An 11,940-nucleotide genomic window follows, 5' to 3' on the forward strand; every position below is an offset into this window, starting at 1 on the left:
GGGGTCCTGGGGGGGGGGGGGCCGGGGGACCACCCCCGCCGCGGCGGGGCCCCGCCCCCCCCCCCCGCCGCGGCCCCCCCGGGCGGCGGGGCCGGCCAACTCAGTCTTCCTCTTCGGAGTGGCGGCCGGTGCGCCAGCGTTCGTTGGCTTGCCTGCCACCGCGGTCGTCGCCGATGAGGCGTTCGTCGGGCTCGCTGGGTTCGAAGTGTTCGCGGCGTACCTCGTCGGGGTCGGGGACGTTGACGGGGCGGGCGCCGGAGTGCGGGTCGGGGTGCCAGTCGCGGGCGGCGTGGGCGCCGTGGGCGCCTTCGGCGCTGGGTGCGATGTCGGCGGGGGTGGGCCGGGCGTGGTGGAGTTCTTCGGTGATGTCCTGCGGCGGTTTGGTGGACCGCTGTGGGAGGTCGCGGCCGAGGTCGGCGACGAGTGGGCCGTACTTGGCGTCGAAGGCGGGGCGTTCGGAGCGGATGCGGGGCATCTTGTCGAAGTTGCGCAGCGGCGGCGGGCAGGTGGTCGCCCATTCCAGCGAGTTGCCGAATCCCCACGGGTCGTAGACGTCGACGGCGCGGCCGAACCGGTACGACTTCCAGACGTTCCAGATGAAGAAGAGGGTGGAGACGCCGAGGACGAAGGAGCCGATGGTGGAGATGGCGTGCCAGGTGGTGAAGCCGTCGGTGGGCAGGTAGTCGGCGTATCGGCGGGGCATGCCGGCGGCGCCGAGCCAGTGCTGGATGAGGAAGGTGATGTGGAAGCCGACGAACATGGTCCAGAAGTGGATTTTCCCGAGTCGCTCGTCGAGCATGCGTCCGGTCATCTTGGGGAACCAGAAGTAGATGCCGCCGAACGCGGCGAAGACGATGGTGCCGAAGAGCACGTAGTGGAAGTGCGCGACGACGAAGTAGCTGTCCTGTACGTGGAAGTCGATCGGCGGGCTGGCCAGCAGCACTCCGGACAGGCCGCCGAGCAGGAAGGTGACCAGGAAGCCGGCGGCGAACAGCATCGGTGTCTCGAAGGTCAGTTGGCCCTTCCACATGGTGCCGATCCAGTTGAAGAACTTGATTCCGGTGGGTACGGCGATGATGAAGGTGGCGCCGGCGAAGAACGGTAGGAGGACCACTCCGGTGGTGAACATGTGGTGCGCCCACACGATCATGGAGTAGGCGAAGATGGCGATGATCGCCGCGACCATGCCCTTGTAGCCGAACAGCGGCTTGCGGGCGAACACCGGGATGATCTCGCTGATGATGCCGAAGAACGGCAGCGCGACGATGTAGACCTCGGGGTGGCCGAAGAACCAGAACAGGTGCTGGTAGAGCACCGGGCCGGCGTGCGACGGGTCGTACACGTGGGCGCCGAGTTGGCGGTCGGCGAACAGGGCGAGCAGGGTCGCGGCCAGCAGCGGGAAGACCACGATCGCCATGAGCGCGGTGATCAGGATGCTCCAGGTGAACAGCGGCATCCGGAACAGCGTCATGCCGGGGGCGCGCAGGATGACGATGGTGGTGATGAGGTTGACCGAGCCGAGGATGGTGCCGAGGCCGGAGAGGACCAGCCCGATGATCCACATTCCGGCGCCGACGCCCGGGGTGTTGGCGGCGTCGCTGAGCGGCGGATAGGCGGTCCAGCCGAAGTCCGGTGTGCCGCCGGGAGTGACCAGGCCACCGAGGACGAGCAGCCCGCCGAGCAGGTAGAGCCAGTACGCCAGCGCGTTGAGCCGGGGGAACGCCACGTCCGGGGCACCCACCTGCAGCGGTACGACGTAGTTGCCGAACCCGAACACCAGCGGGGTGGCGAACAGGAACATCATGATCGTGCCGTGCATGGTGAACATCTGGTTGTACTGCTCGGGGGAGAGGAACTGCATCCCGGGCTGGCCGAGTTCGGCGCGCATCAGCAGCGCCATGATGCCGGCGATCAGGAAGAACCCGAACGACGTGATCAGGTAGAGCAGCCCGATCTGCTTGGCGTCGGTGGTGCCGAGCAGTCTGGTCAGCGCGGAGCCGCGCGGGCTGCGCCGTACCGGACCGGGGTAGCCGGTGATGCGACCCGGCGCCACGATGATCGGTGTCCGGCCGCGCTCTTCGGTCGGCGTCCCCTGCCTGGCCATTCGCCTTCACCCCGTCCACGACCGTGCGAAAAGTCGGCCGTGCCTACCCCTTGGCGGGGCGTTGAAACATCCGGGGTGGAAAAAGGTCAGGCGGGGGCTATCCGGGCTCCCAGGCCGTCGCCGTCGGGTGGCAGGCCGAGCAGTTCGGCGACGCCGGTGATCCGCAGTACCCGGTCGACGACGGGTTGCGGGTCGCGTACGGCGAGGGCGGCGCCCCGGGCCAGGGCGGTCGCACGGCCGTCGAGCAGCACGCGTACGCCGCTCGAGTCGAGGAACGGCACCTCGGCGAGGTCGACGGTGACCTCGGTGACGCCGGCCCGGGACAGCGCGGTGGTCAGTTCCTGACCGAGCCGCTCCTCGGTCTCGAGGTCGACGTAGCCGCGCACCCGGACGACCACCCTGCCGTCGCCGGCGGACTCGGTCCGTACGTCGAGCGCCATACCACCCCCACCTCCGCTGCCACCACTGCGGCGACAACCGTACCCATTGGCCTCAAAGGCCATGCCAGCAGGCGACCGCCGCCTCCCGGCGGAGCGGGAGGCGGCGGGGTCGTCCGGGCCGGCGCGGCCGGTAGCGGTCAGCGGCGGGCCGGTGGCCGCTGCCCGGCGCCGCGGCTCGAGATCAGGCCCAGGGCGATCAGCCCGACGCCGAGGCCGAGGTGCAGCCAGTTGTCGGCGGTGTTCAGCGGGATGAAGTTCGCCGGGCTGTCGTAGCTGACGGCGAGCCCGTAGAGCCACAGGATCAGGTAGATCGCACCACCGCCGATCAGGAACGTGCGGGCGGCGGCGGCCGTACGCGACATCGCCAGCCCGGCGACGCCGAAGGCCAGGTGCACGATGTTGTGCAGCACCGAGGTCTGGAAGATGCCCAGCAGCTTCGCCTCGGAGTGGTGCCCGGCGAACTGCAGGGCGTAGTAGTCCGTGGTGATGCCCGGTATGAACCCGAGGATCCCGATAATCAGGAAGATTGTGCCGGCCGTGGCCGCGAACGTACGGGCCAACGGTCGTCCCGTCGTGCTGCGGGCCATCGTGGCCCGGGCAGTCGGGGCACCGCTTCTGCTCACCATGTCGCTTCACCTCCATCGACGTGATCCGGTCACGCGTTCCCGTCCGCCCCGGTCACAAACGAGCGTCCGGCCGCGATCGCGGACGCGGCGCCGGACGGATCCGGCGGATCGGGGCGGGGTGGCGGGAAGGCGGCACGGGGAACGGGGCGGCGCCGGGAGGCGGATAACGTATCGGCATGACCGAGCGGAGCGGGGCGGGTGTGTGACCGAGCGGGGCGGGGCCACGAAGGGGCTCAGGGTGCGTCGGACGGCCGGCGGGCGCAGTGCCGGCGGCGGCCGGCGGGTCGGGCTGTCGGCCCTGTTGCCGTACCTGCGTGACCACCGCGGCACCCTCGCGGTCGTCGCCGTGCTCTCCCTGGTCGGCGCCGGGGCGTCGCTGGCCCAGCCGCTGCTGACCCGGGCCGTGCTCGACGGCATCGGTGCCGCCCGGCCGGTCGCCGGCGTCGTCGCCCTGCTCGTCGTCCTGTTGGTGGTCGGCGCCGCCCTGTCCGGGCTGCGCGACTACCTGCTGCAACGCACCGCCGAAGGGGTCGTCCTGCACACCCGGCGACGGCTCGCCGGCCACCTGCTCCGGCTGCCGATCACCGAGTACGACCAGCGCCGCACCGGCGACCTGCTCTCCCGGGTCGGCGCCGACACGACCCTGCTGCGCGCGGTCGTGACCTCGGGCATGTTCGAGCTGGTCACCGGCTCGATCATGGTGGTCGGCGCGACCGTCGCGATGCTGCTGCTCGACCCGCTGCTCTTCGGGGTCACCGCGGTCGGGGTGGCCGCCGGGCTGACCATCGGCCTCGTCTTCGCCCGCCGGATCCGTGGCCTGTCCCGCGACGCACAGGCCCGGATCGGCGAGATGACCTCCACGATCGAGCGCGCGATCACCGCCGCCCGCACCATCCGCGCCTCCCGCGCCGAGGACCGGGAGACCGCCGGGGTCACCGGCAGCGCCACCGAGGCGTACGACGCGGGCCTGCGGGTGGCCCGGTTGCAGGCCCTGGTCGGCCCGGCCAGCACCACCGCCATCCAGGGCTCGTTCCTGCTCGTGCTCGGCGTCGGCGGCGCCCGGGTCGCCAACGGCGCGATCAGCGTCGGCGACCTGGTCGCGTTCATCATGTTCCTGTTCTTCCTGGTCCTGCCGCTCGGGCAGGCCCTGCGCGCCTACACGCAGTTGCAGAGCGGCCTCGGCGCGCTGGAGCGCATCGAGGAGATGTTCGAGCTGCCGGTCGAGGGCGCGACCGACCGGCCCGGCGCCGTCCCGACCGGCACCGCCGCCGCGCCGGCCGGGGCGGCCCTCGAGTTCGACCGGGTCGGATTCGGGTACGCCGGCGGGCCGCCGATCCTGCACGACGTCAGCTTCGCCGTGGCCCCCGGCACCCGTACCGCGCTCGTCGGCCCCTCCGGCGCCGGCAAGTCGACGCTGCTCAGCCTCGTCGAGCGGTTCTACGAGGTGGACAGCGGCACCGTACGGCTGGCCGGGCGCGACATCCGGGACCTGCCCCGCGCCGCGCTGCGCGCCCAACTCGGCTACGTCGAGCAGGAGGCGCCGGTGCTCGCCGGCACGCTGCGCGAGAACCTGCGGCTGACCGCGCCCGAGGCGACCGACGCCCAGATGTACGCCGTACTCGACGAGGTCAACCTGCGTGGTATCGCCGACCGCGCCCCGGAAGGGCTCGACGTCCAGGTCGGCGAGGGCGGCGTGCTGCTGTCCGGCGGCGAGCGGCAACGGCTGGCCATCGCCCGTACCCTGCTCGCCGGCCCGCCGATCCTGCTGCTCGACGAGCCGACCAGCAACCTCGACGCGCGCAACGAGGCGGCGCTGCGCCGGGCGATCGACGCGGTGGCCGTACGGCGGACGCTCCTGATCGTCGCCCACCGGCTGTCGACCGTGGTCGACGCCGACCAGATCGTGGTGCTCGACCACGGCCGGGTCGTCGCCGCCGGCACCCACCGCGAACTGACCGAATCCAGCGACCTCTACCGCGAACTGGCCACCCACCAACTCCTCGTTCCCTGATCCACGCCGATCCGGCGGAGGTGGGGACTGGAAGCCGGCGAAGTTTCGCGTACCGTTTCCGCTCATGGGTGTGTCGCAACGGTTGAAGAACAGGGTCCGGCGTTTCCTCCAGCGCCCGGGGACCACGGTCGATCTGGCCCCGCTGGAGAAGCTCCTGCCGGCGATCGAGAAGCGCGAGGACGAGCTGGCCGCGCTCGACGACGCCGAGCTGACCGAGGCGGCCGGCAAGGCCGAGAGCTTCACCGACATCTGCGCGGTCGGGCGTGAGGCCGCCAAACGCGGCCTCGACCAGCGGCCGTACGACGTCCAGCTCCTCGGCGCGATGTCGCTGCTCGCCGGCAAGGTCGCCGAGATGGCCACCGGTGAGGGCAAGACGCTGACCGCCACCATCGCCGCGTACGGCCACGTCCGGCGCGGCAACGGCCCGGTGCACGTGCTGACCGTCAACGACTACCTGGCCCGCCGCGACGCGCAGTGGATGGAGCCGGTCTACACCCTGCTCGGCCTGTCCGTCGGCTGGGTCACCGAGGCGTCCACGCCGGAGGAGCGCAAGGAGGCGTACGCCAGGGACGTCACCTACGTGTCGGTCAGCGAGGCCGGCTTCGACTTCCTGCGCGACCAGCTCGTCACCGACATCGAGGACAAGGTCCGGCCGCCGCTGGCGACCGCGATCGTCGACGAGGCCGACTCGATCCTGATCGACGAGGCCCGGGTGCCGATGGTGCTCGCCGGTTCGGTCCCCGGCGAGCAGGACCCGGTGCACTCGGCCGCCGAGCTGGTCAAGGGGCTGCGCTCCGGCAAGCACTTCGAGGTGGCCGAGGACGGCCGCAGCGTGGCCTTCACCAGTGACGGCCTGGCGACCGTCGAGGCCAAGCTCGGCGACATCAACCTCTACGCCGACGAGAACGTCGCCCAGTTGTCGGCGGTCAACGTCGCCCTGCACGCCCACGCGCTGCTGCACCGCGACGTCGACTACATCGTCCGCAACGGCGGCGTCGAACTCGTCGACGAGATGCGCGGCCGGGTCGCCCAGCGGCGCCGCTGGCCGGACGGCCTCCAGGCCGCCGTCGAGGCCAAGGAGGGCCTGAACGCCACCGCCGAGGGCGAGGTGCTCGGCACCATCACCGTCCAGGGCTACATCGCGCTCTACCCGACGGTCTGCGGCATGACCGCGACCGCCGTCCTCGTCGGCGACCAGCTCCGCGAGTTCTTCAAGCTCGAGGTCGCGGTCATCCCGCCGAACACCCCGTGCATCCGCGTCGACGAGTCGGACCGCATCTACGCCACCCGGGCGGAGAAGGACGAGGCGCTGATCGACGAGATCGCCCGCTGCCACCAGGAGGGGCGGCCGGTGCTGGTCGGCACCCTCGACGTCAAGGAGTCCGAGGCGCTGGCGAAGGGCCTCGCCGCCGCCGGTGTGCAGTGCGTCGTCCTCAACGCCAAGAACGACGACGAGGAGGCGGCGATCATCGCCGAGGCCGGCGCGTACGGCGCGGTCACCGTCTCCACCCAGATGGCCGGCCGCGGTGTCGACATCCGGCTCGGTGGCAGCGACCAGTCCGACCAGGAGCGGGTCGCCGAACTCGGCGGCCTCTACGTGATGGGCAGCGGCCGGCACGACAGCCGCCGCGTCGACGACCAGTTGCGTGGCCGGGCCGGCCGGCAGGGCGACCCGGGCGCCTCGGTCTTCTTCGTCAGCCTCGAGGACGACCTCGTCGTACGGCACGCCCCGGACGCCGTACCGGCCTCGCCGCGGATGAACGCCGACGGCCTGGTCACCGACGACCAGGTCGACTTCGCCGTCGAGCACGCCCAGCGCATCGCCGAGGGCGTCAACCACGAGATCCACCGCAACACCTGGCGCTACAGCGTCGTGATCGAGCAGCAGCGCAAGGCCCTCGCGGAGCGGCGCGAGCGGCTGCTCACCAGCGAGGTCGCCGCGCTGATGCTGCTCGACCGCTGCCCGGAGAAGGCCGATGACCTCGACGAGGACATCCTGTCCCGGGCCGCCCGGTCGATCGCGCTCTACCACCTCGACCGGCTGTGGGCCGAGCACCTCGCCGAGCTGTCCGAGGTGCGCGAGGGCGTACACCTGCGGGCGCTCGGCCGCCTCGACCCGCTCGACGAGTTCCACCGGGCCGCGGTGCCCGCGTTCAACGCGCTGATGCCGGCGATCGAGGAACGCACCGTGGAGACGTTCGAGGAGACCGAGTTCGGCGACGACTGGGAGCCCGACGAGTCCGAGCTGACCCGCCCGAGCGCCACCTGGACCTACCTGGTCCACGACAACCCGTTCGGGTCCGAACTCGACCGGCTCATCGCCGCGGTCGGCCGCCGGCTCACCTCCGGCGGTCGCTGACCTCACGACGTACGCCGGGCCGCTTCCGTCATCTCGGGAGGGGCCCGGCGTCGGCCGTCCTCCGGTCGGGTGATGCCCGAATACACGCTCCAGGCATGTCTGTCCCGTGCGGGGTGGTTTCTGCCACCCTGGCAGGGGTACCGATGGCAACGGCACTGTTGACGGACCTGGGGGAGTGGTCACGGTGAATAGTCGTCTGAAGGTGTCGGGCCATCCGATCCAGCCGATGCTGGTGACGTTCCCGCTTGGCCTGTTCGTGTGCGCGACCCTGTTCGACATCGCCGATGTCGGCGGCGGGCCGGCGTTCCTGGGCGAGGTCAGCTACTGGATCACCGTGGCCGGGCTGGTCGCCGCGGCGCTCACCGCCGTCGCCGGCATGATCGACCTGTGGGACGTGCCGGCCGGCCCGACCCGTCGTACGGTCGTCACGTTCAACCTCGTCAACGCCGGCATGGCCGCGCTGTTCGTGCTGGTGTGCCTGATGCGGGCCGGCACCGCCGACCGGGGCGCCAACGGCGGGCTCGTCGCCGTCGAACTGCTCGCCCTCGCGGTCGGCGCGTTCGGCGTCCGGCTGGGTGCCATCCTGGTGCGCCGGTTCGACGAGGCGGCCGACGACGCCACCACCTTCGACGCGCTGCGGCCGACCGCCGAGATCGGCCGGGGCACGATCTACCGCGCCACCGCCCGTTGACCGGCCCGGGCCAGGCTCGCGGCCGCGCCGTCCGGTGGCCCGGGTTCGGCCGGTGGCGTGGTCCGGCCCGGTGTCAGGCGGCGTCTCCGGGACGGGGCCAGTCGGCCAGCTTGGCCCGCAGCTCGGCGATCGCGGGCGGGGTGAGCCCGTAGCGGCCGAAGAGCCGGTCGTCCATCGCGTCCAGGTGGGCGCCGACCCGGACGACGTCCTCGGGATCCAGCGCCGGATCGGCGCGGTGCCCCAACGCCAGCAGTTCGCCCAGGTCGTAGCGTTGCAGCGCCGCGGCCGCGTCGATGTAGTCGCGCACCTCGCGCCGGTTGACCAGTGCCGCGATCTTGCCGGCCACCAGGTCGTCGATGTGCATGACCGGCCCGAGGTCCATCACCACCGGCGCCCGGTGCCGGTCGAGGCGGCCCAGCGTCAGCCGCAGCTCCCGACCCTCCCGGCCGACGACCAGGTCGGCGAGGTCGTGGTCGAAGCCGTGGAACAGATCGCCCAGCTCGCTGTCCGGCTCCTCGGCCCGTACGTCGAAACCGGCCGCCTCGAGCGCCGCCCGCACCTCGTCACGGGCCGCGCCGACCGGCGCGTCGATGTCGCTGAACAGGTCGATGTCCTCGGTCGGACGGTGCACGACGCCGTGCAGCACCAGCGCGAGACCGCCACCGAGGGCGAAGCCGTGCCGGCGGGCGACCCCCAGGGCGATACGGGCGACGTCGGCGAAGATCGGGTCCAGGGATGGTGCGGCGGTCACGTCGCGCGGCGCAACTGGGCGTGCCGGCCCTCCCAGGCCCGGCGGACCCCGCGGGGCAGGTTGAGGGTCGGCCACAGCCGCACGAGGGTGTTGCCGTCGAGCCAGCGGCGCAGCTCGTCACCGCGGATCGCCTCGCGCAGCACGTTCTCGTACATCCAGCGCAGCTCGACGGGATCGTCGAGGTCGAAGGTGCGGTCCGGCGCCCAGAACAGCCGGACGGGCAGCTCCACGGTGCCGCGGACCGGACCGCGCAACTCGGCGAGGTCGCCGATGACGCGCGCGGCGCGACCGGGCCGGGCCGGATGGAGCACGGCCCCCGGCGGCTGACCCGTCACGGCACCCATGCGTCACAGCGTAGGTCCTGCTCGACCGCCCGCACCACCTCGTCGCGCCGATCAAGGTGAAATTGCGCGACAAACTACCTCAAATCCGGCCCACCTTCTCCATGATCGCGCACCGGGGAGACGGGCCGGGGAATGGGGGTCAGGCTGGTAGGAGGGCGCGCATTCGGGTGATCTCGGCGGCCTGCTCGGCGGCTACGTCGTTGGCGAGCTTCTCCACCTCGACGTCGATGCCGGCCCGCAGGACGTCGGTGGCCATCCGGATCGCACCCTCGTGATGGCTGATCATCATCGCGACGAACTTCCGGTCGAAGTCCGCACCCCGGGCGGCGGCGAGGTCCCGCATCGCCTCGGGGGTCTGCATACCGGCCATGCCCTCGCTCTGGTGACCGTGCCCCGCCGCGTCGGCGTCGATGCCGCGCGCCTCCAGCCAGGCCCGCATCACCAGGATCTCCGGGGCCTGGCTGGACCGGATGCGGTCCGCGATGGCGACCAGGCCCGGGTTCTCGGCCCGGTCGGCGGCGAGCGTCGCCATCTGGAGTGCCTGGGTGTGGTGCGGGATCATCATCCGCAGGAACCAGGTGTCCATGGTGTTGTAGGTCTGGCCCGGGTTGGTCGGGATCTGGTCGGGGGCGACGACCGAGGCGGACTCGCCCGGGCGGCCGGGCACCACGACCGGGGCCGCCGGTTCGGCTGGCGTCGGCGACGCGGCCGCGGTGGGCCGGGCGGCGCCGGTGTCGTCGCCGTCACCGCGCAGGAAGCCGGCCATGACGATGCCGACGACCAGGACGGCCGCGCCCGCGATGGCGGCGATGGTGCGCCGGTGCGTCGACGTCACGGGCACCTCCGGTGCGGGTGGGGATTGTCGGGAGTGTATTGGTTCCCGAAAGGCCATCAATGTGACCCACGTCACATCGATGCCTGCTGGTGGTCGGTAAGGTGTCCAGCATCATCAATCCCTTATCCCTGTGAAGGGTGCCGCTATGAACAAACCTTCCCTACCTGGGGCGCGGCAGTTCAAGTTCTTGGCGGTGGGGGCGGCAGCCCTCCTTTTCGTCAACCTCGTGGCCGCCGTACCCGGCAACGCGCAGGCACCGGTCGACCAGTGCGCCCCACTCGTCGGATCGGGTGACGACTTCGCCGAGCTGTGCCTGACCGAGCAGGAACTCACGGCGATGGACACGACCGGCGCCGATCTCGGTGTCGACGAGATCGCCAGCAGCCGCAACATGCGGCAGATCGCCAACGTCCCGAAGCAGGCGCCGTTCAACACGCAGGCCGCCCTGGGGACGGACATCGCGTTCCAGGGGCGCTACGCCTTCGTCGGCAACTACGACGGGTTCGTCATCTACGACATCAAGAACCCGCGCTCGCCGAAGATCACGTCGCAGGTGCTCTGCCCCGGCGCGCAGAACGACGTCTCGGTCCACGGCGACCTGCTCTTCCTGTCGACCGACTCGTCGCGCAGCGACGACTCCTGCTCCAGCGTCTCCCAGACGGCGAGCAACGCCGCGTCCTGGGAGGGCATCAAGATCTTCGACGTCAAGGACAAGCGCAACCCGCGCTACATCAAGTCCGTCGAGACCAACTGCGGTTCGCACACCCACACGCTGGTGCCGGGCAAGGACCACCGCAACGTCTACCTCTACGTCTCGTCGTACGGCCCCAACGCGTCGTTCCCCGACTGCCAGCCGCCGCACGACCTGATCTCGATCGTCAAGGTGCCGGTGCGGACCCCGACCGACGCCCACGTGCTGTCGGCCCCGGTGCTCTTCCCGGACGGCGGCAACCCGGGCGGCAACGGCAGCTCGACGACGAGCGGCTGCCACGACATCACGGTCTTCCCGAAGAAGGACCTCGCCGCGGGTGCCTGCATGGGCGACGGCGTGCTCTTCGACATCGCCAACCGTGAGGCGCCGCGGGTGATCCACACCGTCCGCGACACCACCAACTTCGCGTTCTGGCACTCGGCGACGTTCACCAACGACGGCAGCAAGATCGTCTTCACCGACGAGCTCGGTGGCGGTGGCGCGCCGACCTGCAACCCGACCATCGGCCCGACCCGTGGCGCCAACGCGATCTACCACCTGGAGGGGCGGGGCGACAACCGCAAGCTGGTCTTCAAGAACTACTGGAAGATCCCGCGGACCAACGGCCCGACCGAGAACTGCGTGGCGCACAACGGATCGCTGATCCCCGTCCTCGGGCGCGACATCATGGTCCAGGCCTGGTACCAGGGCGGCATCTCGGTGTGGGACTTCACCGACTCCACCCGGCCGTTCGAGATCGGCTACTGGGAGCGCGGCCCGGTCGACGCGAACCGCATCGTGACCGGCGGCGCCTGGTCGACCTACTACTACAACGGCTACATCTACTCCAGCGACATCCAGAAGGGACTGGACGTACTGGAGATCAACGACTGGCGTACCTGGACCGCCAAGCTCCAGTGGTTCCCGGAGCTCAACGTCCAGACCCAGCCCGGTTACTGGGACTTCTGATCCGCCACCGGCGGACCGACCACCGGCCCGGCTCCCCGATTCGGTCCAAGTCGAAGAGCGGAGATGTGGCAGTGCCGCCGGCCGGGGCGGGAAAAGTGTCATACCGCTTCCGCCAGTTA

10 protein-coding genes are annotated in these 11,940 nt (G+C 71.1%); 4 read left to right on the forward strand and 6 right to left on the reverse strand.

Translation table 11 applies throughout. The annotated features are described in order from the left end of the window. Positions 1 to 100 precede the first annotated feature (100 nt). The 3 genes from ctaD to AB0I42_RS34140 all read right to left on the reverse strand — a co-directional run bounded on the left by ctaD (position 101) and on the right by AB0I42_RS34140 (position 3,131). Positions 101 to 2,104 (reverse strand): cytochrome c oxidase subunit I, encoded by a 2,004-nt coding sequence (ctaD, locus tag AB0I42_RS34130; RefSeq protein WP_357543891.1) that lies wholly within the window; start codon positions 2,102 to 2,104, stop codon positions 101 to 103. A gap of 86 nt (positions 2,105 to 2,190) precedes the next feature. Then, positions 2,191 to 2,544 carry an STAS domain-containing protein gene (locus tag AB0I42_RS34135; RefSeq protein ID WP_357543892.1) on the reverse strand — a complete coding sequence of 118 codons (354 nt, stop codon included), beginning with the start codon at positions 2,542 to 2,544 and terminating at the stop codon, positions 2,191 to 2,193. Positions 2,545 to 2,681: 137 nt separating this feature from the next. Beyond that, positions 2,682 to 3,131 (reverse strand): DUF4383 domain-containing protein, encoded by a 450-nt coding sequence (locus AB0I42_RS34140; protein WP_357543922.1) that lies wholly within the window; start codon positions 3,129 to 3,131, stop codon positions 2,682 to 2,684. A 277-nt stretch (positions 3,132 to 3,408) separates the two neighbouring features. Here AB0I42_RS34140 and AB0I42_RS34145 point away from each other — a divergent pair, with 277 nt between their 5' ends. The 3 genes from AB0I42_RS34145 to AB0I42_RS34155 all read left to right on the forward strand — a co-directional run bounded on the left by AB0I42_RS34145 (position 3,409) and on the right by AB0I42_RS34155 (position 8,231). Next, the gene (locus AB0I42_RS34145; RefSeq protein WP_357543893.1) at positions 3,409 to 5,181 is read left to right on the forward strand and encodes an ABC transporter ATP-binding protein; all 1,773 of its coding nucleotides are present in this window, start codon (positions 3,409 to 3,411) and stop codon (positions 5,179 to 5,181) included. Positions 5,182 to 5,245: 64 nt separating this feature from the next. Continuing rightward, positions 5,246 to 7,540: an accessory Sec system translocase SecA2 gene (gene secA2, locus AB0I42_RS34150; protein WP_357543894.1), complete on the forward strand. Its 2,295-nt coding sequence runs from the start codon at positions 5,246 to 5,248 to the stop codon at positions 7,538 to 7,540. A 184-nt stretch (positions 7,541 to 7,724) separates the two neighbouring features. Beyond that, positions 7,725 to 8,231: a DUF2231 domain-containing protein gene (locus tag AB0I42_RS34155; protein WP_357543895.1), complete on the forward strand. Its 507-nt coding sequence runs from the start codon at positions 7,725 to 7,727 to the stop codon at positions 8,229 to 8,231. Between the two features lie 73 nt (positions 8,232 to 8,304). Here the strand turns inward: AB0I42_RS34155 and AB0I42_RS34160 are convergent, their stop codons facing one another. The 3 genes from AB0I42_RS34160 to AB0I42_RS34170 form a co-directional block, all read right to left on the reverse strand. Then, positions 8,305 to 8,982 carry a nucleotidyl transferase AbiEii/AbiGii toxin family protein gene (locus tag AB0I42_RS34160; RefSeq protein ID WP_357543896.1) on the reverse strand — a complete coding sequence of 226 codons (678 nt, stop codon included), beginning with the start codon at positions 8,980 to 8,982 and terminating at the stop codon, positions 8,305 to 8,307. Continuing rightward, complete coding sequence (locus AB0I42_RS34165; protein ID WP_357543923.1) at positions 8,979 to 9,317, reverse strand: hypothetical protein; 339 nt, start codon at positions 9,315 to 9,317, stop codon at positions 8,979 to 8,981. Before AB0I42_RS34165 ends, AB0I42_RS34160 begins: the two co-directional genes overlap by 4 nt. 148 nt (positions 9,318 to 9,465) lie before the next feature. Next, a complete protein-coding gene (locus tag AB0I42_RS34170) occupies positions 9,466 to 10,161 on the reverse strand; it encodes a DUF305 domain-containing protein (RefSeq protein WP_357543897.1) in 696 nt (231 codons plus the stop codon). Positions 10,162 to 10,306: 145 nt separating this feature from the next. Between AB0I42_RS34170 and AB0I42_RS34175 the strand changes: the two genes are divergently transcribed. Beyond that, the gene (locus AB0I42_RS34175; protein ID WP_357543898.1) at positions 10,307 to 11,821 is read left to right on the forward strand and encodes a hypothetical protein; all 1,515 of its coding nucleotides are present in this window, start codon (positions 10,307 to 10,309) and stop codon (positions 11,819 to 11,821) included. Positions 11,822 to 11,940: the final 119 nt, after the last annotated feature.

Source organism: Polymorphospora sp. NPDC050346, assembly GCF_040655695.1.
Classification (GTDB): Bacteria; Actinomycetota; Actinomycetes; order Mycobacteriales; family Micromonosporaceae; genus Polymorphospora; species Polymorphospora lycopeni.

Coding starts and splice junctions, on each gene's coding strand:
- ctaD (WP_357543891.1), bottom strand. CDS start 2,104: ATGGCCAGGCAGGGGACGCCGACCGAAGAGCGCGGCCGGACACCGATC.
- AB0I42_RS34135 (WP_357543892.1), bottom strand. CDS start 2,544: ATGGCGCTCGACGTACGGACCGAGTCCGCCGGCGACGGCAGGGTGGTC.
- AB0I42_RS34140 (WP_357543922.1), bottom strand. CDS start 3,131: ATGGCCCGCAGCACGACGGGACGACCGTTGGCCCGTACGTTCGCGGCC.
- secA2 (WP_357543894.1), top strand. CDS start 5,246: ATGGGTGTGTCGCAACGGTTGAAGAACAGGGTCCGGCGTTTCCTCCAG.
- AB0I42_RS34175 (WP_357543898.1), top strand. CDS start 10,307: ATGAACAAACCTTCCCTACCTGGGGCGCGGCAGTTCAAGTTCTTGGCG.